General features: G+C 68.9%; 22 protein-coding genes. 9 read left to right on the plus strand and 13 right to left on the minus strand.

Features of this window, described 5'->3' with window-relative positions; translation table 11 throughout:
* Positions 1–68 precede the first annotated feature (68 nt).
* The 3 genes from M1D55_RS11840 to M1D55_RS11850 all read right to left on the minus strand — a co-directional run bounded on the left by M1D55_RS11840 (position 69) and on the right by M1D55_RS11850 (position 3,824).
* Positions 69–998: a LysR substrate-binding domain-containing protein gene (locus tag M1D55_RS11840; protein ID WP_456282243.1), complete on the minus strand. Its 930-nt coding sequence runs from the start codon at positions 996–998 to the stop codon at positions 69–71.
* A gap of 272 nt (positions 999–1,270) precedes the next feature.
* Positions 1,271–2,515 carry a metal-dependent hydrolase family protein gene (locus M1D55_RS11845; RefSeq protein ID WP_064577237.1) on the minus strand — a complete coding sequence of 415 codons (1,245 nt, stop codon included), beginning with the start codon at positions 2,513–2,515 and terminating at the stop codon, positions 1,271–1,273.
* A 7-nt stretch (positions 2,516–2,522) separates the two neighbouring features.
* A complete protein-coding gene (locus M1D55_RS11850) occupies positions 2,523–3,824 on the minus strand; it encodes an MFS transporter (protein ID WP_064577236.1) in 1,302 nt (433 codons plus the stop codon).
* A gap of 360 nt (positions 3,825–4,184) precedes the next feature.
* On the opposite strand from M1D55_RS11850, the gene M1D55_RS11855 reads away from it, so the two are divergent.
* The 3 genes from M1D55_RS11855 (at position 4,185) to M1D55_RS11865 (ending at position 5,949) form a co-directional block, all read left to right on the plus strand.
* The gene (locus M1D55_RS11855; protein ID WP_156526619.1) at positions 4,185–4,742 is read left to right on the plus strand and encodes a hypothetical protein; all 558 of its coding nucleotides are present in this window, start codon (positions 4,185–4,187) and stop codon (positions 4,740–4,742) included.
* A 278-nt stretch (positions 4,743–5,020) separates the two neighbouring features.
* The gene (locus tag M1D55_RS11860; RefSeq protein ID WP_456282244.1) at positions 5,021–5,335 is read left to right on the plus strand and encodes a hypothetical protein; all 315 of its coding nucleotides are present in this window, start codon (positions 5,021–5,023) and stop codon (positions 5,333–5,335) included.
* Positions 5,336–5,349: 14 nt separating this feature from the next.
* Complete coding sequence (locus M1D55_RS11865) at positions 5,350–5,949, plus strand: histone H1-like DNA-binding protein (RefSeq protein WP_023264369.1); 600 nt, start codon at positions 5,350–5,352, stop codon at positions 5,947–5,949.
* A 405-nt stretch (positions 5,950–6,354) separates the two neighbouring features.
* On the opposite strand, the gene M1D55_RS11870 is transcribed toward M1D55_RS11865, so the two are convergent.
* A complete protein-coding gene (locus tag M1D55_RS11870) occupies positions 6,355–6,822 on the minus strand; it encodes an outer membrane lipoprotein (RefSeq protein ID WP_064577234.1) in 468 nt (155 codons plus the stop codon).
* A 20-nt stretch (positions 6,823–6,842) separates the two neighbouring features.
* On the minus strand, positions 6,843–7,790 hold the full coding sequence (locus tag M1D55_RS11875; protein ID WP_006579693.1) for a carbohydrate kinase family protein: 948 nt from the start codon (positions 7,788–7,790) through the stop codon (positions 6,843–6,845).
* On the opposite strand from M1D55_RS11875, the gene M1D55_RS11880 reads away from it, so the two are divergent.
* Positions 7,789–7,947, plus strand: a complete 159-nt coding sequence (locus M1D55_RS11880) for a hypothetical protein (RefSeq protein ID WP_456282245.1) — start codon at positions 7,789–7,791, stop codon at positions 7,945–7,947. The two genes, M1D55_RS11875 and M1D55_RS11880, sit on opposite strands and share 2 nt — an antisense overlap.
* Before the next feature lie 67 nt (positions 7,948–8,014).
* Here the strand turns inward: M1D55_RS11880 and tpx are convergent, their stop codons facing one another.
* The 8 genes from tpx to M1D55_RS11920 form a co-directional block, all read right to left on the minus strand.
* Complete coding sequence (tpx, locus tag M1D55_RS11885; RefSeq protein ID WP_064577233.1) at positions 8,015–8,515, minus strand: thiol peroxidase; 501 nt, start codon at positions 8,513–8,515, stop codon at positions 8,015–8,017.
* 96 nt (positions 8,516–8,611) lie between these two features.
* Positions 8,612–9,475: a DUF3426 domain-containing protein gene (locus tag M1D55_RS11890; RefSeq protein WP_456282246.1), complete on the minus strand. Its 864-nt coding sequence runs from the start codon at positions 9,473–9,475 to the stop codon at positions 8,612–8,614.
* On the minus strand, positions 9,459–10,370 hold the full coding sequence (gene prmA / locus M1D55_RS11895) for a 50S ribosomal protein L11 methyltransferase (protein WP_456282247.1): 912 nt from the start codon (positions 10,368–10,370) through the stop codon (positions 9,459–9,461). Before prmA ends, M1D55_RS11890 begins: the two co-directional genes overlap by 17 nt.
* 119 nt (positions 10,371–10,489) lie before the next feature.
* Entirely contained in the window at positions 10,490–11,857 is a 1,368-nt protein-coding gene (accC, locus tag M1D55_RS11900) for an acetyl-CoA carboxylase biotin carboxylase subunit (RefSeq protein ID WP_006579042.1), read from the minus strand.
* Between the two features lie 153 nt (positions 11,858–12,010).
* Positions 12,011–12,472 (minus strand): acetyl-CoA carboxylase biotin carboxyl carrier protein, encoded by a 462-nt coding sequence (accB, locus tag M1D55_RS11905; RefSeq protein WP_456282248.1) that lies wholly within the window; start codon positions 12,470–12,472, stop codon positions 12,011–12,013.
* 172 nt (positions 12,473–12,644) lie between these two features.
* Positions 12,645–13,124: a type II 3-dehydroquinate dehydratase gene (gene aroQ / locus M1D55_RS11910; protein WP_043442635.1), complete on the minus strand. Its 480-nt coding sequence runs from the start codon at positions 13,122–13,124 to the stop codon at positions 12,645–12,647.
* A 245-nt stretch (positions 13,125–13,369) separates the two neighbouring features.
* Complete coding sequence (locus M1D55_RS11915) at positions 13,370–13,948, minus strand: TlpA family protein disulfide reductase (RefSeq protein WP_064577380.1); 579 nt, start codon at positions 13,946–13,948, stop codon at positions 13,370–13,372.
* Between the two features lie 65 nt (positions 13,949–14,013).
* Positions 14,014–14,724 (minus strand): hypothetical protein, encoded by a 711-nt coding sequence (locus tag M1D55_RS11920; RefSeq protein ID WP_023265172.1) that lies wholly within the window; start codon positions 14,722–14,724, stop codon positions 14,014–14,016.
* Between the two features lie 220 nt (positions 14,725–14,944).
* Here M1D55_RS11920 and mpl point away from each other — a divergent pair, with 220 nt between their 5' ends.
* From mpl to M1D55_RS11945, 5 genes are all read left to right on the plus strand, one after another.
* Complete coding sequence (gene mpl, locus M1D55_RS11925; protein ID WP_456282249.1) at positions 14,945–16,336, plus strand: UDP-N-acetylmuramate:L-alanyl-gamma-D-glutamyl-meso-diaminopimelate ligase; 1,392 nt, start codon at positions 14,945–14,947, stop codon at positions 16,334–16,336.
* Between the two features lie 14 nt (positions 16,337–16,350).
* Positions 16,351–16,992, plus strand: a complete 642-nt coding sequence (locus tag M1D55_RS11930) for a YqiA/YcfP family alpha/beta fold hydrolase (RefSeq protein WP_456282250.1) — start codon at positions 16,351–16,353, stop codon at positions 16,990–16,992.
* Positions 16,985–17,611: a chorismate--pyruvate lyase family protein gene (locus M1D55_RS11935; RefSeq protein WP_064577383.1), complete on the plus strand. Its 627-nt coding sequence runs from the start codon at positions 16,985–16,987 to the stop codon at positions 17,609–17,611. Before M1D55_RS11930 ends, M1D55_RS11935 begins: the two co-directional genes overlap by 8 nt.
* 66 nt (positions 17,612–17,677) lie before the next feature.
* A complete protein-coding gene (gene fabG / locus M1D55_RS11940) occupies positions 17,678–18,427 on the plus strand; it encodes a 3-oxoacyl-ACP reductase FabG (protein WP_456282251.1) in 750 nt (249 codons plus the stop codon).
* Between the two features lie 230 nt (positions 18,428–18,657).
* The gene (locus M1D55_RS11945) at positions 18,658–20,832 is read left to right on the plus strand and encodes a ribonuclease catalytic domain-containing protein (RefSeq protein WP_456282252.1); all 2,175 of its coding nucleotides are present in this window, start codon (positions 18,658–18,660) and stop codon (positions 20,830–20,832) included.
* Positions 20,833–20,873 lie beyond the last annotated feature (41 nt).

Genomic DNA, 20,873 nt, shown 5'->3' on the forward strand with positions numbered 1-20,873 from the left:
TTCTGGGTCGGGGTTGCCGATATCCTGAGCGGCCCGGGCTCGGTCATCGGCGCGCATCGATCGACGCTTCATCCATCGGCGCTTCGATCTCCGGCGCGGCCGTCGATGCCGCTCTGCTGCACCAGCCATTGCCGGAAGGCACGGGCCGCGGCGGGCTCGGCGCGTTCGCGCGGCCACACCGCGTAGTAGCCGCCGCCCAGCGTCGCGCTCGCCTGCGTGGCGCGCACCAGCAGGCCGTCGCGCAGGCACGCATCGATCATATGGCGCCAGGCCAGCACGATGCCGTGGCCTTCGATCGCCAGCTGCAGCAGGATCGGATACTGGTTGGCCACCACGCGATGGTGCGGCCGTGCATCCGGCAGGCCGTTCTGGCCGAGCCAGGATTCCCATGACATCCAGTTGCGCTGCGCGTCTTCGAGCACCAGCAGCGTCTCGTCGACGAGGTCGGCGGGCGCCAGCGAGCGGCCGCGCAGATAGCCGGGCGTGCAGACCGGGAACACTTCCTCGTCATAGAGCCGCCGCGCCGCGAACGCGGGGGGCGGTCCTTCGCGCAGGTAATAGAGACCGATATCGAACTCGGCGCCCGACATCGAGGCGAGGCTGTCGTTGACGACCAGGCGCAGGTGGATGTCCGGATGCGCGGCGCGAAAGCGCGCCAGCCTCGGCGTCAGCCACGGCACCGCGACGCCGGACGAGCAGGCCACCGACAGCTCGGTATGCCCCTTGCGCTTCATCACATCCTCCGTCGCCTCCGCGCAGCCGACCAGCAGCCGCTGCACCACCTCGGCATAGCGCTGGCCGCTGACGGTCAGCCGCAGCGCGCGCGGCTCGCGCACGAACAGCTTCTTGCCGAGGAATTGCTCGAGCTGCGCGACCTGCCGGCTGATCGCGCTCTGTGTCAGATGCAGCTCGGCGGCGGCGCGGGTGAAGCTGCCGTGCCGCATCGCCGCCTCGAAGGCGATCAGGCAGGGCAGCGGAGGAAGCGGGGCAATGCGCATGGCGGCGTCCGGTCGGTCAAGCCGCCATGATAGTGGAGCGATGGGCCACGACATCGAGCACGCCCGCGCACGGGTGCTCCCCTCTCCCGCTTGCGGGAGAGGGGCGGGGAGAGGGCAAGGGCGGTCGCGGTGCCGCCGGGCTTCTACACCACCCCCTCTCCCCAACCCACTCCCCCCTGAGGGGTAGTGGGAGTCCTGCAGCGCTCCCCTCTCCCAACCCTCTCCCCATGTAGGGCAGGGGGGAGAACGACAAAGGTGGACGTACCGAAGCGCTACCGCGCGGCGCGCATATGAATCCGCCCGCGCTGCATCACTACCGCCAGATGCTCGCCCTGTCCCATCAGCAAGCCGATGTCGGCCAGCGGGTCGCCGTCGACCACCAGCAGGTCGGCCAGCGCGCCGGCGCGCACCGTGCCGAGCTCGTTCTCGCGCTGCAGCAGCGCGGCGGCGATCGAGGTCGCCGAGCGGATCGCTTCCAGGTTGCCGAGCGCGTCGGCGCGGATGCGGAACTCCTCGCTCTGGCACTGGTGCATCTCGCCGAGCAGGTCGGAGCCGAAGGCCATCGGCACGCCGGCCTCGGCGTAGATGCGCAGCGAGTCGTGGCCGGCCTGGCGCACGGTCTCGATCTTGGCCACCGACTCGGCCGGCAGGCCGAGCCGCGCGCCATCCCGCGCCAGCGCCTCGTAGGTGATCACGGTCGGCACCACGAAGGCGCCATGCTCGCGCATGACCTCGGCGGCGGCGCGGTCCACCAGGTTGCCGTGCTCGATCGAACGGACGCCGCAGCGCACCGCACGCGCGATCGCGCGCGGCGTGTAGGCGTGCGCCGCGACATAGGTCTGCGCGGCCTCGGCCTCCTCGACGATGGCGCGGATCTCGGCCTCGCTGTATTGCGTGTTGGCGATCGGATCGGTCGGCGAGGCGACGCCGCCCGAGGCCATGATCTTGATCTGCGTCGCGCCCTTCTGGATCTCCTCGCGCACCGCCAGCCGCACCGCGTCGACGCCGTCGACCACGCGCGCGATGGCGCCGGCGCGGAACGCGCACGAGCACGGCTCCAGCGTGTCGCCGCGCGGACGGAAGTCCCCGTGGCCGCCGGTCTGCGACAGCGCCTTGCCCGAGGGGAAGATGCGCGGACCGGGGATCAGGCCGCTCTCCACCGCCTGCGACAGGCCCCAGTCGGCACCGCCGGCATCGCGCACGGTGGTGAAGCCGCGCTCGAGCATCGCGCGCATGATCGGCAGCGCGCGGATCGCGACCAGCACATTGGGCTGCGTCGCGTTCAAACCAAGGTTGGCCAGCGAGGCCAGCACGTGCACGTGGCAGTCGATCAGCCCCGGCATCACGGTCTTGCCGGCGACGTCGATGCGCCGCAGGTCGGGGGCGTCGGGCAGGTCGAGCGGCGTGGCCGATACCGCGGCGATGCGCTCGCCGTCGATCAGCACGTCATGGCGGCGCAGCAGGCTGCCGTGCGCCGGGTCGAGGACGTTGCCGCCCTGAAGCAGGATTCTGGTCATCGGTAAATCAGTGTCGTTGCAGATAGGCCGGCTCGCGGACGAAGCGGGTGCCGACGAAGCTGATCGCGGCGGCGATCATCACGTAGAAGGCGGGCGCCATGGTGCTGCCGGTGCTGGCGATCAGCCAGGTGATGATGAACGAGGCGAAGCCGCCGAAGATCGTCACCGCCAGGTTGTAGGCGACCGACAGGCCGGTCGACAGCACCTTGGCCGGGAACAGTTCGGAGAAGGCCGCCAGGATCGGGCCGGTGTACGCGGCGATCAGCACCCCGAACACCAGCTGGAACACCAGCAGCGATACCAGGCCCGGCACCTGGTTGATATAGAAGAACATCGGATAGGCCAGCAGCAGGATCAGCAGCGCCGAACCGGACAGCAGCGCGCGGCGGCCGATGCGGTCGGCGAGCCAGCCGACGATCGGCGAGAACACCATGATCGCGAGTCCGCCGACCATGCCGGCGATGAAGCCGGTGGACTGCGGCACCTGGAGCACTTTGACCGAGTAGGTCGGCATATAGAACAGCAGCACGTAGGTGCAGACGGTCCACAGGATCACCATCGAGAAGCTGGCCGTGGTCTCGCGCGGGTAGGTCTGCACGATCTCCTTGAGCGGCGAGTCGGAGCGCTCGGCGTTGTCGCGGAAGGTTGGCGTTTCGTCCAGGTGATGGCGGATGTAGTAGCCGACCGGACCGATGACGATGCCCAGCAGGAAGGGCAGGCGCCAGCCCCAGCTGTTCAGCGCCTCCGGGCTCAGCGCGCTGGTGACGAAGGTACCGACCGCGGCGCCGAGCAGCACCGCGACGCCGATGCTGGCCTGGATCCAGCTCGAGTAGAAGGCGCGCTGGCGGGCCGGCGCGTACTCGGTCAGGAAGGCGGTCGCGCCGCCCATCTCGCCGCCGGCGGAGAAGCCCTGCATCAGCCGCGCGATCACGATCAGCAGCGGCGCGAACACGCCGATCTGGTCGTAGGTCGGGGCGATGCCGATGATGGTGGTGCCCACCGCCATCAGCAGGATGGTCAGCGACAACGCCTGCTTGCGGCCGACGCGGTCGGCATAGATGCCGAGCACGATGCCGCCGACCGGACGCATGAAGAAGCCGACGCCGAAGGTGGCGACCGCCAGCAGCAGCGACGACAGGTCGTTGCCGGTCGGAAAGAACAGCCTGGCGATGATCACCGCGAAGAAGCTGTAGACGGTGAAGTCGAACCACTCGAGGCCGTTGCCGATCACCGTCGCGACGATGGCGCGGCGGCGTTCCCTCGCGTGAGTGACGGGCAGCGCGTCGGCGTGGGCTACGCTCGCTTGCATGGGGTTCTCCTCTTCATGGCGTTCTCCTCTGGGATGGGCAGGCGCCCGCGTGCGGCTGGCGCAGCGGGCCGGACGGCCGATGTTAGAAGCTGGGCCGGCGTGGGCGGTAACGAAATCTGCGCATGTCCGCATGCCGTCGGCGCATGCATCGCACAGCGGTGGCGCGACGTTGGTGTCCGCCGTCGTCCGACAGCGCGCACGTACGAGCGATCGAGATCGACCAAGGCCGATGGTGGTGGTCGACCGTGGGCAATGACCATCGACGGTCATCGATCGAGCGTCGTTCGACAGTCGATCGCGCATCGGTGAGGCGTCGATCGGGCGTCGATCCGGGGTCGATGAGGCGTCGATGAGGCGTCGATGCGGCAGCGATACCGAGCTCGCGAATGGCAAAGCGTTGCGTCGACGCATCACTCGAACGGCGCGCGCGCGCGATGCGCGATGGCGCGCGATGCGAAGCCGATGCGCGATGCGCGCTTCGCTGTCGCGATGGCCGTCGGCATCATCGGCGCGCTCGTCGCCGGACTGCCGTCGTCGCGATCGCACGCGGCCGCGATGCGCCTCGACGCCGCCGCGTCGCGCGACGCGCAGCGCGCGCATGGCACGCGCGACCGCTCTTCACTGCTTGCCGCAAAGCCTTGTTGCATGCGGCTTTGCGGCGAGCATGCGGGTTCTCCCTCGTGTCTTCTGCGTGTCCGCTCGAAGGCCTTCGAGCGGTCCACGCGATCGTTGCCGCAAGGTCTTCACGCGCGGCTCGACCAGTGCGTCGTCGGCATGTCGACGGAGCCGCGATGCGAGCAACGCAGAGGGTCGGCGAGCGTGTCGTCGCGGCATGCGACGCGTGTCTCGACAGCGCGTCGCGCGTGTCATTGCATCGATGCGTTCGTCATTGCAAAGCGCGCGCATTCGATGGCGTGATTTTTTGGAACTTTTTTCTTAACATCACCGACCAAACGAATTATGATTCGCCTTGACAAGAGTCTCTCTTCATTGCATGAAGCAGGACATCGCAAAGCGAAGAACTCGAACAACAACCGCGGCGCGATTCGATGCAGTGATGCAGGTAGCCGAGGAGCAACAGAACTTTGACGCAGACCAGACCGGGCTGGCTTCTTACAACGCGTACAGTCTCCTGTGGCCCATTGACGGGATGGGTTCGCTACCTCGAACAACACGGCGTCTGCCTGGCGCGGGCCATGACCGCGAATGCAGGTCTGCCGTCGGAATACTCCTACTTTGAAGCCGCGTGTCGTCGGGCAACGACGCGCGAGCGGATCGAATACTGCGGGACGCGACGAGCGTTGCGCGCGGGTCATCGCGTTGCACGTCGCCACGGAAGCCTTGCCCTGCGCAAGGCGCCCGCCAAGGAATTCATTAGCGTGCGGCAGCCGTATTGCGGCACGCCGATGAATCGCTCGCTCGACTGGGGTTTGCAAGCCTGCGGCTTGCAGGCATTAACGCCTCGGGTCGGTCGGGTCGCCAATTTTGGACATTCGATATTCACGCTTTAGTGAAGGAGTCATCCATGGCAACGACTGCGAAGAAGAAACCTGCGGCCAAGAAGGCCGCGCCCGCCAAGAAGGCAGCCGCCAAGAAGGCCGCACCGGCCAAGAAGACCGCGGTGAAGAAGGTCGCCGCTAAGAAGGCGGCGCCGGCCAAGAAGGCCGCAGCGAAGAAGGCCCCCGCCAAGAAGGTCGCGACCAAGAAGGTAGCGGCGAAGAAGGCGGCGCCGGCCAAGAAGGCTGCAGCGAAGAAGGCTCCCGCCAAGAAGGTCGCGACCAAGAAGGTAGCGGCGAAGAAGGCCGCACCGGCCAAGAAGGCTGCAGCGAAGAAGGCCCCCGCCAAGAAGGTCGCGACCAAGAAGGTAGCGGCGAAGAAGGCGGCACCGGCCAAGAAGGCCGCGGCCAAGAAGACCACCGCGAAGAAGGCGACCGCCAAGAAGGCCGCGCCGGCCAAGAAGGCTGCCGCGAAGAAGGCGCCGGCGAAGAAGGCTGCCGGCAAGAAGGCCGCCGCCCAGCCTGCCGCGGCCCCTGCCTCGTCGCCTGCCTCGGCTCCCGCGCCGGCCGCCAAGACCGCGCTGAGCCCGGCCGCCGCCTGGCCGTTCCCGACCGGCAGCCGTCCGTAAGCGTTGAAGCGCGACCCGTGCGCGCTTGATTCCTGCGGGAATCCTCGGGGCACCTTCGCGTGCCCGAATGACCGGATACCTCGTATCCGGTCGGCATGACAGTGGTCCTGCCAACCCGCCGCCGGCGCAAGCCGCGGCGGGTTTTTCATTTTGGGCGGGTGCACCGATCGATAACCCGCAGGACTGCTCCCCCTCTCCCGCTTGCGGGAGAGGGGCCGGGGGAGAGGGCAAGGACCATGGCCATGCTACTGCCGTTTGAAACCACCTCCCTCTCCCCAGCCCTCTCCCCTTGAGGGGGAGAGGGAGAATACCGCCGGGCTGGGACCACAAAGAAAAACGCCGCCCCCCCGAAGGGGGCGGCGTCTCGATCGACGGCCGGTGAAGCGCGCCGCTTGGTGGCGATGCTCAGTGCGTGACGCGCGTGACGCCGCCCGAGGACAGCAGCCGCACGCGTTCGCCCGGACGGAAGATCTCGTCGGCGTCCTGCGTGATCGCGCGCATCTCGCCATTGTCCAGGCGCACCGTGATCTCCAGCCCGCGACGCTGATCGACGCGGTTCTCGATCGCGCTGCCGGCCATGCCGCCCAGCACCGCGCCCAGGATGCCGGCCGCCACCGAGCCGCTGCCGCTGCCGATCGAGCTGCCGGCCGCGATGCCGCCGATGGCGCCGCCCGCGAGCGTGCCGACGCCCGATTGCTGACCCTGGATCATCACCTCGCGCACGCTCTCGACCACACCATAGCGCAGCGTCTGTTCACGCTGCGCCTGCCCCGGCGTATAGATGCTGGCGGAGTTCGATTGCGTGGCGCAGCCGGCCACGAGACTGGCGGCCGCCACGAGCGCGACGCCGCAGGTTCGGAGAAGGGTTTGCATGGTGATTCCCCAGCGAGGGTTTACGCGTAACGGTAGCCGAATGCCGACTCGAACATCTGGCCGATCTGCTCGCGCGAGACCTTGTAGTTCTGGGGTCCCTGGTGCGCGATCTTGATCGCCCCCATCAGACTCGCGAGCCGACCGGTAGTTTCCCAGTCGAAGCCCTGTTCGATGCCGTACAGCAGGCCGCCGCGGAAGGCGTCGCCGCAGCCGGTCGGGTCGACGACCCGTTCGGCCTGCACCGCGGGAATATTGTACTGCCGGCCATCGGCGTGAATGGTGGCGCCGCGCTCGCCGTGCGTCACGATGAAGGCGCGCACGCGGGCGGCCACTTCGGCGCTGCTCCAGCCGGTGCGCGAGAGCAGCACCTGTCCTTCGTAATCGTTGACGGTCACGTAGCTGGCCAGCTCGACGAACTGGCGCAGGTCCTCGCCGCCGAACAGCGGCATCGCCTGGCCGAGGTCGAAGATGAACGGAACGCCGGCCTCGGCGAATTGCCGGGCGTGGTGCAGCATCCCTTCGCGGCTGTCCGGCGCGACGATGCCCAGCCGCGGCGCACGCTCGCCCTTCAGTGCGTCCTGCACGTGCGACAGCTGCGACTGGTTCATCGCGCCCGGGTGGAAGGCGGTGATCTGGTTGTTCTCCAGATCGGTGGTGATCATCGCCTGCGCGGTGAAGGTATCGGGCAGCATGCGGATATGCTCGGTGCCGATGCCGAGCGCGCGCAGGTAGTCCAGATACGGGCCGGCATCCTCGCCGACCGTCGCCATCACCACCGGCTCGCCGCCGAGCAGCTTCAGGCTGTAGGCGATATTGCCGGCGCAGCCGCCGAATTCGCGGCGCATGCCGGGGACCAGGAAGGACACATTGAGCATGTGGATCTGGTCCGGCAGGATGTGTTCGCGGAACCGGCCCTCGAACGTCATGATGGTGTCGTAGGCGACGGAGCCGCAGATCAGGCTGGGCATGGATGCTCCAAGGTGTTTTGGTACTGGTGGTTCGCTGGTGGTGCTGCTGGTGCTGCTGGTGCTGCTGGTGCTGCTGGTGGTTTGTCTCCCCTCTCCCGCCTGCGGGAGAGGGGCGGGGGAGAGGGCAGAGGGCGGTGGCCATGCCACTGCCGTTTGAAACCACCTCCCTCTCCCCGGCCCTCTCCCCCTGAGGAGAGGGAGAGCAAAGGGGTTCGGCCTCGCGCTTACTTCAACGCCGCCAGCGCCGCGTCGTAGTCCGGCTCGTTCTTGATCTCTGGCACCAGCTGGCTGTAGGTCACCGTGTCGTTCTGGTCGAGCACCACCACCGCGCGGGCGGTCACGCCGGCCAGCGGGCCGCTCTTGATGTCGACGCCGTAGTCGTTCTTGAACTGCGCGCCGCGCATCGTCGACAGCGGCACCACATTGTTCAGGCCTTCCGCGGTGCAGAAGCGGCCCATCGCGAACGGCAGGTCGGCCGAGATCGTCAGCACCACGGTGTCGGCCAGCGCGCTGGCTTTCTCGTTGAACTTGCGGGCCGAGGCCTGGCACACCGGCGTGTCCAGGCTCGGCACGATATTGAGGACCTTGCGCTTGCCGGCGAAGTCGGCCAGCGTCACGTCCTTCAGGTCCTTGCCGACCAGCGAGAATGCGGGGGCCTTGTCACCGGGTTGGGGAAATTTGCCGCCGACTTCGATCGGGTTGCCGCCGAGGGTCACAGTGCTCATGGTCGCTCCTGGGTTGAAGGGGACGCGGCGCGCGGCCGGATGCCGCGGCGGCGCATCCCGGGGATTCGGGGATGGTTCGAGGATGCTCGGCGATGGTCAGGGATAAAAGACCGACACGCGGTAGTTGTCCGCGGCCTGCCGAGTCCGGAATCGTACCTGAAGGGGCAGCTCGGCGCCCGCCTGCAGGCCCGTGGCGCCATCCGGATCGCGCGCTCGCTGCGCGGCCGGCAGGTAGTCGGCCGGCATCAGCACAAGCCGCTGCACCGGGCGATCCTGCGCATCGGTCAGCACCAGCTCGATCGCCGGCAGCGCCACCAGCGCGCGGCCCTCGTTGCGCAGCGTCATCGTCAGCAGATAGTCGTCGGCGCCGGCATCGGGCATCTGCAGCTGCGAGCCGTCGATGCGCAGCGCGGCGAGCTGCCTGGCCGGCAGCACGCGGCAGCCCAGCGGTGCGCAGGCCGCCTCGAGCCCCGGCCGCAGCGCGGGCACACGCCCGGCCAGTTCGGTGCGCCACAGCAGCGCGGCGGCGATCGACGCGAGCAGCGCGGCCAGCGCCGCGGCGGCCGCGGCCCAGCGCAGGCGACGGCCGCGCGCGGCCGCACGCCGCGCCGCCAGCGCGGCCTCTTCGGGCGTGCCGGACAGATCGGCGGAGAAGGGAACGGTGTCGGGCGCGGCGCCGCCTTGCCAGCGGCGCATCGCCTGTTCGCGCGCGATCGCGCTCGGTGCGATCTCGTTGGATTCGACGGCCCGTGCGCGCAGATAGCCGCCGGCGCTCAGGCTGCGTTTGGTGCCGGCGTTGGTGCCGGCGTTGGTGTCGACGTTGCCGGTGTCGGCGTTTGCGTCGGGGCTGGCGTGGGTGCCGGTATCCGTGCCGGCATCGCGGCCGGCATGCTGCGGCCCGGCCTCGCGCCGGGCGTCTTCGGGAAGTTCGGGATGGTCGGCGTCAGGCGCGGGTGCCATGCAGACAGACCCAGCCTTCGTCGCTGCGCCAGACGCTCAGCGGCAGCCACGGCGCGTAGGCGGCGGCGACCTCGTCGGCCTGCCGTTCGAGCACGCCGGACAGCACCAGCCGGCCCCCCGGCCGTACGCGCGCGCTCAGCATCGCGGCCATCAGCTTCAGCGGGTTGGACAGGATATTGGCGACCACCAGGTCATGGGTCGCGGTGCCGGTGGAGGCAGCCAGTGCCGCGGCCTCGTCCGGCAGCGCGAAGGTCGCGCTGACGCGGTTGCGCTCGGCGTTGTAGCGCGAGGCCTCGACGGCGTTCGGATCGATATCGACGCCCAGCGTGTCGCCGGCGCCGAGCTTCCTGGCGACGATGGCCAGGATGCCGGAGCCGCAGCCATAGTCGAGCACGGTCTCGCCCGGCCTGAGGTTCTGCTCCAGCCACTGCATGCACAGCCGCGTGGTCGGATGGCTGCCGGTGCCGAAGGCGAGGCCCGGATCGAGCTCCAGCACGACGGCGTCGGGGTCGGGCGCATCGTGCCAGGACGGCACCACCCAGATGCGCTCGCCGATCCGGATCGGTTCGAACTGCGACTGCGTCAGCCGCACCCAGTCCTGGTCCTCGACGCTGCGCACGACGCTGGCGGGCACCGCGCAGCCCAGCGCGTTGGCCGCGGCGGCCAGCACCAGCGCCGGATCGGTGTCCTGATCGAACAGCGCGACCAGCCGCGAGTGCTGCCATGCCAGGCGGGTCGGTTCCATGCCCGGCTCGCCGAACAGCGGCTGCTCATCGGGCGTGTCGGCGTCCGCGTCCTCGACCGAGACCGACAGCGCACCGAGCTCGAACAGCGCGTCGGACCAGGCCTCGGCCTGATCCTGGGCAATCTCGATTACACATTCCTGAAATGCCACGCACTTTCCCCATGCTGGCCGCCTGCCGTGGTGGGCGGGGCGGCCGTCAAACTGCCGTTACCGCGGTTACTGCCATTACCGCCATTACCGCCATTGCTGCCTGGACTGTCCGGGCCGTCTCAGACCTTCTCGCCCTTGGCCACGCTCTTCTGGGCCAGGCGGTGCTCCAGATAGTGGATGCTGGTGCCGCCTTCGACGAAGTTGGCGTCGAGCATCAGCTCGCGGTGCAGCGGCACATTGGTCTGGATGCCGTCGACCACCATCTCCGACAGCGCGATCCGCATGCGGGCGATCGCCTGCTCGCGGGTGGCGCCGTAGGTGATCAGCTTGCCGATCATCGAATCGTAGTGCGGCGGCACGAAATAGCCATCATACGCGTGCGAATCGACCCGCACGCCGGGGCCGCCCGGCGCGTGCCAGGCGGTGATGCGGCCCGGCGACGGCGTGAACTTGAACGGATCCTCGGCGTTCACGCGGCATTCGATCGCGTGGCCGCGGAACTGCACGTCCTTCTGGCGGTAGCGCAGCTTCTCGCCGAAGGCGATGCGGATCTGCTCCTGCACGATGTCGATGCCGGTGATCATCTCGGTCACCGGATGCTCGACCTGCACGCGCGTGTTCATCTCGATGAAGTAGAACTCGTTGTTCTCGTACAGGAATTCGAACGTGCCGGCGCCGCGATAGCCGATCTTCTTGCAGGCATCGGCGCAGCGGTCGCCGATCCGCTCGATCAGGCGGCGCGGAATGTGCGGAGCCGGCGCTTCCTCGATGACCTTCTGGTGGCGGCGCTGCATCGAGCAGTCGCGCTCGCCCAGCCAGATCGCCTGGCGATGCTGGTCGGCCAGCACCTGGATCTCGATATGCCGGGGGTTCTCCAGGAATTTCTCCATGTAGACCTCCGGATTGCCGAACGCGCGGCCCGCTTCCTCGCGCGTCATGTTGACGGCGTTCAGCAGCGCGGCCTCGGTGTGCACCACGCGCATGCCGCGTCCGCCGCCGCCGCCGGCCGCCTTGATGATGACCGGATAGCCGACCCGGCGCGCGGTCGCCAGGATCTCCTTCGGATCCTCGGGCAGCGCGCCCTCGGAGCCCGGCACGCACGGCACGCCGGACTTGATCATCGCCTGCTTGGCCGACACCTTGTCGCCCATCAGCCGGATGCATTCCGGGGTCGGGCCGATGAAGACGAAGCCGGACTTTTCCACGCGTTCGGCGAAGTCGGCGTTCTCCGACAGGAAGCCGTAGCCCGGGTGGATCGCCTGTGCGTCGGTGACCTCGGCCGCCGAGATGATGGCGGGCATGTTGAGGTACGACTGGGGGGAGGGGGCCGGGCCGATGCAGACCGCTTCGTCGGCCAGCTTGACGTACTTGGCCTCCTTGTCGGCTTCGGAATAGACCACCACGGTCTTGATGCCGAGCTCGCGGCAGGCGCGCTGGATGCGAAGGGCGATTTCGCCGCGGTTCGCGATCAGTATCTTTTCGAACATAGTCTCTCTCTGCGCAGCGGAAAGGGCGGTCACGCCGGGGGCGGGCAATGGACGCCGCGTCGCGACCGGCGGCCGGCGCCGCACGCCGCCACGCGAAACGCCCGCATCGTGCGGGCGTGGACAGCGTGTGGGCCGGGCGTGCCGTCCTCAGAATCAGCCGATGACGAACAGCGGCTGGCCGTATTCGACCGCCTGGCCGTTCTCGACCAGGATTTCCTTGATCACGCCTGCCTTGTCGGACTCGATCTCGTTGAGCAGCTTCATCGCCTCGATGATGCAGACGGTCTGGCCTTCCTTGACCGTGTCGCCGACGTTGACGAAAGGCGCCGCGCCGGGCGACGGCGCGCGATAGAAGGTGCCGACCATCGGCGAGGTCACGACGTGGCCCTGGGGCAGCTGGGGCGCGGCCGGTTCGGCGGGGATCGCGGCGGGCGCGGCGGCCGGGGCCGGCGCGGCGGCGATCGCCGGGGCGGCCTGCATCGGCATCGGCTGGGCCAACACCTGGGGCGGCGCCTTGACGATGCGCACCTTGCCTTCGCCCTCGGTGACCTCCAGCTCGGAGATGCCGGATTCGGCCACCAGGTCGATCAGCGTCTTCAGCTTGCGCAGGTCCATCTTCTATCCTCCTGAATCGGGTTGTCCGGCACCGCCGCGATGGCGGGGGCCCGGAGAAAATCGTTGCGGCCGGCAATCGCGCCGCCGCGCCGGGCACGCGGGGGAGCCGGCGAGGGCGCGCACACCGGCGCGCGCCATGGGTACTGTGTCTGTTTCTGATTCGACGCGGGGCTCAGGCCCCGGGCGGCGCCTGTTCCTGCCCGAGGGCGTAGTCCAGCGCCAGCAGATAGCCTTGCCAACCGAGCCCGCAGATCACGCCGACCGCCAGATCGGAAAAATAGGACCGGTGGCGGAAGCTCTCGCGGCGATGCACGTTCGACAGGTGCACTTCGACGAACGGTATCGACACGCCCGCCAGCGCGTCGCGCAACGCCACGCTGGTGTGCGTGTAGGCGGCGGGATTGATGATGATGAAATCCACACCCTGCTCGCGCGCGGCATGGATACGGTCGATCAACGCACCTTCGTGGTTGGACTGGAACGTCGCCAGTCCGATGCCCGCGGCGGCAGCGCGCTGCCCGAGCGCGGCATCGATGTCGGCCAGCGTGGTCGTGCCATACGTCTGCGGCTCCCGCGTGCCCAGCAAGTTCAGGTTCGGTCCATGGAGGACCAGTACCTGACGGTAGCGGGCGGCGCTAGGGCTTGGACGGATATCGGTCACGGCAGCTCGACCAGTTCTACGAAATTGCGCGGAGATTACCGTAGCTTAGAGGGATTTGTCTAGCACACGGTACAAGGCGGATCCGCGAATCCCGCCTTGGAGGGGCACGATGCACCGCATCTGAGTGCATCAGACCCGTTAATCGCCGCGCGCCGCACCATTTCGCCACAATTGCGGGCCGGTTCGCTGCAGAAGCCGGCAAAACCGCGCCGGCGGCACACGTCGGCAGGCCGGGCTCATGATCCCTTGGGCAGCACGGCGCGCAGTTCATCGGGCATCACGCGTCCCATCTTGCGCATCCGCACCACACCTTCCGGGTCGATCACCACCGTGTAGGGCAGGCCGCCGGCGGCGTTGCCGAAGCTGCGGGTCAGTTCGGTGCCGGCGAATCCCGCCACGGCCAACGGGTAGGCGACCGGCACCTTCTGGACGAACTCGCGGATATTGCTGGCCGAATCGATGCCGATGCCGACAAATTCGACGCCGCGGGACTGGTATTCCTTGTGCAGCGCGGTCAGGTCCGGCATTTCTTCGACGCAGGGGCCGCACCAGGGCGCCCAGAAGTTGACGACCACGGTCTTGCCCCGCAACGCGTCCATCCGGATCGGCTTGCCGTCCGCGTCCGGCAGCTCGATGCGGTACAGCGCCTCGACGGCCTGGTCGCTGGCCGGCTGCGGCGAGAAGACACGGCTACCGACGACCGCGCCGGCGATCGCGGCGGCGACGGCGATCGCCAGCCAGAACAGCAGACGGCCGCGCCGCGCCGGTTGCGGTGCGGAAGGCGGGGTGGTGGAGGTCGACGAATCGGCTTTCATGAAGGCCTCGAGCAGGGAAGAGGAATGTTGGCGCCGGTTTGCTGCGCTATCGGCGCCATTTTTATTTAGATGGTGTCGCCGTCGGCAGTCCTGTCGTCCGCGGCTGCCTCATCCGCCGCGATCAACGTGCGCAAGGCGTCCTCGTCGATCCGCAGCGGCCGGCCCCCGGCCTCGCCGCGCGCGCCGCGTTCGTCATTCGCGTCGTACAGCGCAATATGAATGCCGACCGGTGCGCCAAGTTCGGCGCGCACCTCGCCGGCCAGCAGGCGCGCCTCGCGCTGCGCCGGCCATTGGCCGCGCCACAGGAAGCTCAGCGTCTCGACCTCGCCCTTGTTGGCGAAGTGCCGCGTCTCGCTGGTCTCGAAGTCGACGCCGGCATTGAGCAGATGCAGCGCGACGTCCTTGGGGCTGTCGCAGAAGCATTGAAGGTGGATGTCGGAGTGCTCGGTGGCGGTGCCGTTGAGCACGGCGCCCGCCAGATAGGGGCGGAAACCGGCCAGATCCTGCATCGCCAGCAGCGCCACGCGGCGCAGCAGCGCGACGATGCGCGGCTGGCTGTCGGCATGGAACAGCGCCTGATAGGCGCGGACCTCGTCCTCGACCATCTCGTTGTCGGGCAGCCAGTCGCCGGCGATGCGCACGTCGCCGAGCAGCTGGCGGGCGGCCTTGCGCTTGGCGGTGGCGTAGTCGGCGCCATCCTCGGCGATCATCCGGGCGGCGGCTTGGGCGATCTCGTTGCGCAGGCGCGCCGGATCGATGGAGGTACGTCGTGACATCCCACGATGATACCCGCTGCCGCCGAGGCCCGGCTCGCACGGTACAATGCGGCACTGCGGCACGGTGCGGTCGCGCCGATGACCCTGTCCAGTGCGCCATCGATGCCCGCCGACGCGCCACCGTCAAGCCATCGTCAAGCCGCCGTCGAGCTCGCAAGGGCCTTCGCCGCGGGCTCGCGCCATCAACCCTCGCTTTCCATCCGGCTGTTCACCGATCCCCATGCATATTCATATCCTCGGTATCTGCGGCACCTTCATGGGCGGCCTTGCCGTGCTGGCCAAGCAGGCCGGTCACCGCGTCACCGGCTGCGACGCCAATGTCTATCCGCCGATGAGCACGCAGCTCGAGGCCCAGGGGATCGAATTGATCGAGGGCTTCGATCCGGCCCAGCTGTCGCTGGAGCCGGACTTGTTCGTGATCGGCAACGTGGTCTCGCGCGGCAATCCGCTGATGGAAGCGATCCTGGACCGCAACCTGCCCTATGTGTCCGGCCCGCAATGGCTCGGCGAACACGTGCTGCGCGGCAAGTGGGTGCTGGCTGTGGCCGGCACCCACGGCAAGACCACGACGACCTCGATGCTGGCGTGGATCCTGCAGGACGCCGGCTACGAGCCGGGCTTCCTGGTCGGCGGCGTGCCGCAGAACTTCGGCGTGTCGGCGCGCGTCACGCCGTCGGACTTCTTCGTGATCGAGGCCGACGAGTACGACACGGCCTTCTTCGACAAGCGCAGCAAGTTTGTCCACTACCGGCCGCGCACCGCGATCCTGAACAATCTGGAGTTCGATCACGCCGACATCTTCCCCGATCTTGCCGCGATCGAGACCCAGTTCCATCATCTGGTGCGCACCGTGCCGCGCCAGGGGCGGCTGCTGGTCAATGGCCTGGAAGAGAGCCTGGCGCGTGTGCTCGAGCGCGGCTGCTGGAGCGAGGTCGAGCAGTTCGGTACCGGCGACTGGCGCGCCAGCGATGCCGCCGACACTGCCGCGGCGAACCCGGGGCTGGATGCCTTCGACGTCTGGCACGGCGAGACCGTGGTCGGCCGCGTGCAATGGACGCTGCAGGGCGTGCACAACCGCATGAACGCGCTGGCCGCGATCGCGGCCGCCCGCCATGTCGGCGTGCCGCCCGCGCAGGCGATCGATGCGCTGAGCCGCTTCGCCAACGTCAAGCGCCGCATGGAAGTGCGTGGCATGGCCGGCGGCGTCACCGTCTACGACGACTTTGCCCACCATCCGACCGCGATCCAGACCACGCTCGACGGCCTGCGCCGGCGCGTCGGCGCGTCGCGCATCCTCGCGGTGCTGGAGCCGCGCTCCAATACCATGAAGCTCGGCGTGATGAAGGCGCAACTGCCCGCCAGCCTGGAGCTGGCCGACCTGGTGTTCGGCTATGGCGCGCCCAGCGGCAAGGACGCGCTGGGATGGGACCTGGCCGAGTCGCTGGCGCCGCTGGGCGAGCGCGCCGCGGCCTTCGACGACCTGGAGGCACTGGTCGCGGCGGTGCGCGCCGCCGCGCGGCCGGGCGACCATGTGCTGGTGATGAGCAACGGCGGCTTCGGCGGCGTCCATCAGAAGCTGCTGGACGCGCTGGCGGCGCCGGCCAGGGGCTGAGCGGAGCGGCGCCGATGCTGTTGTATCTGCACGGATTCCGTTCGTCACCGCGCTCGTTCAAGGCGCAACTGGTGCAGCGGCGCCTGCGCGAGCGCGGCCTTGGCCGCTACTACGCCTGCCCGATGCTGGACGTGTCGCCGGCTCGGGCAATCGAGCAGGCCGAGGCTGCGATCGCCGCGGCCCGCCAATCCAGTGATCGGCCGCTCGCCGTCGTCGGCTCCTCGCTCGGCGGCTACTACGCGCGCTGGCTCGGCGAGCGGCACGGCTGCCCCACGGTGCTGCTGAACCCCGCCGTGCATCCGTGGACCGATCTCGAGCGCCACCTCGGCGAGCAGCCGCTGTGGCATGGCGGCGGTTCGGTCAAGGTCGAGCGCCACCATCTGCAGGAACTGCTGGACCTGCGCGTCGACACGCTGCGCCATCCGGAACGTTTCTATTTGATCGCCGCGACCGGCGACGAGGTGCTCGATTACCGCGAGATGGTGGCATCCTGCCCTGGCGCGCGCATCCGCGTGATCGAAGGCAGCGACCACGGCATCAGCGAGTTCGCCGACTATGTCGACGAGGTGCTGGACTTCTGCGGCTACGGCAACACCGCGGACGGTGGCAAGGAGAACGGAAAAAGGCCAGGCGGCAAGGACGGCGCCGATGCCTGACGTTTGCGCGGCGCGCGTGCGCCGCTGTGCCTGGAGCGGGCATCTGCCGTTCGATGCGGCGCTGGGCGCCAACCTGCGCCGCTGGATCACCGGCGAAGGTTCGCTGACCGCGCGGCTGATCAGCGCCTCGTCGCGCTTTCGCGTCAGCAAGCTGTCGCAGCGGATGGAGCGTCCGCTGGCCGACGAATGGCACACCTTGGGCCTGGGCGCGCCGCTGCCGGTGATCGCCCGCGATGTGCTGCTTGTCTGCGACAACACCCCGGCCGTGTTCGGCCACACCATCGTCCACCCGCGCCATGCGCGCCGCGACTGGCCATTTCTTGGCGGACTGGGCGACCGGCCGCTGGGCGGCGCGCTGTTCGTCGACCCGCGCGTGCGCCGCGATCCGTTCGAATTCGCCCGCCTGCTGCCGCATCATCCGCTGGCGCAGCGGCTGCGCCGCGCGCTGCCCGGGTTCGGCGACGAGCTGGCGGCGATGATGTTGCCGGCGCGGCGTTCGGTGTTCCGGCGTGGCGCCGGCGTGATGCTGGTGACCGAGGTGTTCCTGCCCGACCTCGCCACGCGGCCCGCGCCGCGCACCGCGACCGGCATGCCGGTGCCGATGCGTCCGCCGCGGTAGACGCGGCGGCGCGCCGGGACAAAAAACGATAACGACAGCCAACCCCACTACCACGAGAACACTACGATGAAACTTCAGGGACGGATTGCCATCGTCACCGGCGCCGCCGCCGGCATCGGCTTTGCGACCGCGCGGCGCTTCGCCGCCGAGGGCGCCATCGTGATCCTGTGCGACGTCAACGCCGAACGCGTGCAGGAGGCCGCCGCGCAACTGGCCGACGTTGGCCCGAACGGCGCCGCCGTCCGCGCGCACCAGGTCGACGTGACGCAGCGTGAGCAGGTCGACGCGATGGTCGCGGCGACGCTGGCCGAGCACGGGCGGATCGACATCCTGGTCAACAATGCCGGCATCACCAAGGACGCGCGGCTGGTCAAGATGACCGAGGCCCAGTTCGACGCGGTGATCGACGTCAACCTGAAGGGCGTGTTCCATTGCGCGCAGGCCGTCGCCGGTCCGATGATCGAGCAGGGCCGCGGCGTGATCCTGAACGCCTCCAGCGTGGTCGGCCTGTACGGCAATTTCGGCCAGACCAATTACGCGGCCAGCAAGTTCGGCGTGGTCGGCTTCACCAAGACCTGGGCGCGCGAGCTCGGGCCCAAGGGCGTGCGCGTCAATGCGGTCTGTCCGGGCTTCGTCGCCACCGAGATCCTGCAGACGGTACCCGACAAGGTGCTCGACGGCATGAAGCAGGCCTGCTGGCTGGGCCGGCTGGCCGAGCCCGACGAGATCGCCAGCATCTACGCCTTCCTTGCCAGCGACGACGCCAGCTATATCAACGGCACCGCGATCGAGGCCAGCGGCGGCATGTCGATCTGAGGGCGCGATTCTGCGCCGCTCGCCCGGCGCCGCCGACACGTTTTATTGCGTGGCAGGGCAGGCGGCCGCGCGAGCCCGGTACGGTATCATTGACGACCGGCCGCCGCCGCGTGCGCGGCCGACGATCCCACCGCCCGGCATGCGCCGGGCGGTGACGCTTATCCATTTCCGAGGCGGGCAGCGCGCCTCGCCGACGCCCGGTTTCCGGCATATCTGAAAGACCTGATCCCATGCAGTTGTTGTTCGAGGAAGGCGGCGAGATCCGCGCCGGTACCGTGCTGAACCAGCAAGGCGAGGCCTATCAGGTCGAATTGCCCGCGGGCAAGCGCACCAAGGTCAAGTCGCGCGACGTGCTGCTGCAGTTTGCGCAGCCGAGCGCGGCCGAGCTGCTGTCGCAGACCGCGGCGCTGACCGGCGACATCGACCTCGATTTCCTGTGGGAATGCGCCCCCGAGCAGGAGTTCGGCTTCACCGAACTGGCCGCCGAGTACTACGGCGCGACGGCCAGCCCCGCGCAGCAGGCGGCGCTGGCGATGGCGCTGCACGGCAATCCGGTCTACTTCCGCCGCAAGGGCCGGGGCCGCTACCAGCGCGCGCCCGAGGACCAGCTGAAGGCGGCGCTGGCCGGGCTCGAGCGCAAGCGCCAGCAGGCGCTGGTGCAGGCCGAATACGAACAGCAGCTGAAGGCGGGCACGCTGCCCGAGGCGTTCCGCGGCAAGGTGCTGACGCTGCTGTTCAAGCCCGACAAGAACAGCCTCGAATACAAGGCGCTCGATGCCGCCTGCACCGCGCTTGGCAAGTCGCCGATGCGGCTGATGATCGAGGTCGGCGGCGTGCCGAACGCGCGCGCGCTGCACGAGGCCCGCTTCCTGTCGGAATGCTTCCCCAAGGGCACCGGCTTCCCGGAGGTCACGGTGCCCGAGCCTGCCGGCGACCTGCCGCTGGCGCCGGTCCAGGCGTTCTCGATCGACGATGTCACCACCACCGAGATCGACGACGCGCTGTCGGTGATGCCGCTGGACGAGGGGCGCCTGCGCATCGGCATCCATATCGCGGCGCCGGGGCTGGGCATCCGCCGCGGCGATCCGCTCGATGCGATCGCGCGGCAGCGGCTGTCGACGGTCTACTTCCCCGGCGACAAGATCACGATGCTGCCCGATGCGGTGGTCGAGCGCTACACGCTGCAGGAAGGGCGGCAGTGCCCGGCGCTGTCGCTGTACGTGATCTACGACCCGGCGGCGCAGCAGATCCTTGCCAGCGAGACGCGCGCCGAGATGGTCCAGATCGCCGCCAATCTGCGCCACAACCTGCTCGACGAGGTGGTGACCGAGGCCGCGCTGACCGAAGGCAGCGGCGACTATCCGTTCCGCGACGCGCTGACCGCGCTGTGGGGCTTTGCCAATTTCCTCTACGACGAGCGCCAGCGCGCGCGCGTCGCCAGCGGCCTGCGGCCCGAATCGCACAGCCGCGCCGACTACAGCTTCTATCTGGACGAGCAGGACGACGGCAGCCAGCGCGTGCGCATCGAGCAGCGCAAGCGCGGCTCGCCGCTGGACAAGATCGTCGCCGAGCTGATGATCCTGGCCAACAGCACCTGGGGCAAGCTGCTGGCCGACCACGGCGTGCCGGGCATCTACCGCACGCAGAAGGCCTGGGGCATGCACCGGACCCGCATGCAGACCTATCCGGCACCGCATGAAGGCCTGGGCGTCGCGCAGTATGCGTGGAGCACGTCGCCGCTGCGCCGCTATGTCGATCTGGTCAATCAATGGCAGATCATCGCGGCGGCCCAGCACGGGATCACCGCCAAGCTGGTGGCGCCGTTCAAGCCCAAGGACGCTGACCTGCTGGCCGCGGTCGCCGATTTCGAAGGCACCTATGCCGCCTATGCCGAGCACCAGTCGACGATGGAGCGTTACTGGTGCCTGCGCTGGCTCGCGCAGGAGAAGCGTGAGCGCATGATGGCGACCGTGCTGAAGGACGGCGCGGTGCGCTTTGCCGAGATCCCGCTGGTCACGCGCGTGCCCGAACTCGCGCAGGCCGCGCGCGGCACGCAGGTGCTGCTCGAGATCGCCGGCACCGACGAGCTGACGCTGGAAGTCAGCTGCCGGGTGCTGGAAGTGTTTGCCGGCGAAGGCGAGCTGCCCGCCGATGAACTCGAAGGCGACGAGGAATCGGCCGAGGTCTCCGCCGAAGCCGCCGCCGAGGTCGCGGCCGAGCAGATCGCGCAGGAGGCCGCCGAGCAGGGCGCCGAGACGGTGCCGGAGACGGTGGACGGTGCCGGTGCCGAACCGCCGGCCGAAGCCATCCCCGACGACAGCGCCGACGACAGCGCCGACGACAGCGCCGATGGACGCGACGGCGCTGCCAAGAGCGCCGGCAACAGCGGCCCCGCTGCCTCCTGATCCCGGCCCGCCGTGAACCTCCGTCGCGCTTTCCGCCAGTG

This window comes from Cupriavidus sp. JZ107 (genome assembly GCF_053903255.1).

Coding starts and splice junctions, on each gene's coding strand:
- M1D55_RS11840 (WP_456282243.1), bottom strand. CDS start 998: ATGCGCATTGCCCCGCTTCCTCCGCTGCCCTGCCTGATCGCCTTCGAG.
- M1D55_RS11845 (WP_064577237.1), bottom strand. CDS start 2,515: ATGACCAGAATCCTGCTTCAGGGCGGCAACGTCCTCGACCCGGCGCAC.
- M1D55_RS11850 (WP_064577236.1), bottom strand. CDS start 3,824: ATGCAAGCGAGCGTAGCCCACGCCGACGCGCTGCCCGTCACTCACGCG.
- M1D55_RS11855 (WP_156526619.1), top strand. CDS start 4,185: ATGCGGCAGCGATACCGAGCTCGCGAATGGCAAAGCGTTGCGTCGACG.
- M1D55_RS11860 (WP_456282244.1), top strand. CDS start 5,021: ATGACCGCGAATGCAGGTCTGCCGTCGGAATACTCCTACTTTGAAGCC.
- M1D55_RS11865 (WP_023264369.1), top strand. CDS start 5,350: ATGGCAACGACTGCGAAGAAGAAACCTGCGGCCAAGAAGGCCGCGCCC.
- M1D55_RS11870 (WP_064577234.1), bottom strand. CDS start 6,822: ATGCAAACCCTTCTCCGAACCTGCGGCGTCGCGCTCGTGGCGGCCGCC.
- M1D55_RS11880 (WP_456282245.1), top strand. CDS start 7,789: ATGGATGCTCCAAGGTGTTTTGGTACTGGTGGTTCGCTGGTGGTGCTG.
- M1D55_RS11875 (WP_006579693.1), bottom strand. CDS start 7,790: ATGCCCAGCCTGATCTGCGGCTCCGTCGCCTACGACACCATCATGACG.
- tpx (WP_064577233.1), bottom strand. CDS start 8,515: ATGAGCACTGTGACCCTCGGCGGCAACCCGATCGAAGTCGGCGGCAAA.
- M1D55_RS11890 (WP_456282246.1), bottom strand. CDS start 9,475: ATGGCACCCGCGCCTGACGCCGACCATCCCGAACTTCCCGAAGACGCC.
- accC (WP_006579042.1), bottom strand. CDS start 11,857: ATGTTCGAAAAGATACTGATCGCGAACCGCGGCGAAATCGCCCTTCGC.
- accB (WP_456282248.1), bottom strand. CDS start 12,472: ATGGACCTGCGCAAGCTGAAGACGCTGATCGACCTGGTGGCCGAATCC.
- M1D55_RS11915 (WP_064577380.1), bottom strand. CDS start 13,948: ATGAAAGCCGATTCGTCGACCTCCACCACCCCGCCTTCCGCACCGCAA.
- M1D55_RS11920 (WP_023265172.1), bottom strand. CDS start 14,724: ATGTCACGACGTACCTCCATCGATCCGGCGCGCCTGCGCAACGAGATC.
- mpl (WP_456282249.1), top strand. CDS start 14,945: ATGCATATTCATATCCTCGGTATCTGCGGCACCTTCATGGGCGGCCTT.
- M1D55_RS11930 (WP_456282250.1), top strand. CDS start 16,351: ATGCTGTTGTATCTGCACGGATTCCGTTCGTCACCGCGCTCGTTCAAG.
- M1D55_RS11935 (WP_064577383.1), top strand. CDS start 16,985: ATGCCTGACGTTTGCGCGGCGCGCGTGCGCCGCTGTGCCTGGAGCGGG.
- fabG (WP_456282251.1), top strand. CDS start 17,678: ATGAAACTTCAGGGACGGATTGCCATCGTCACCGGCGCCGCCGCCGGC.
- M1D55_RS11945 (WP_456282252.1), top strand. CDS start 18,658: ATGCAGTTGTTGTTCGAGGAAGGCGGCGAGATCCGCGCCGGTACCGTG.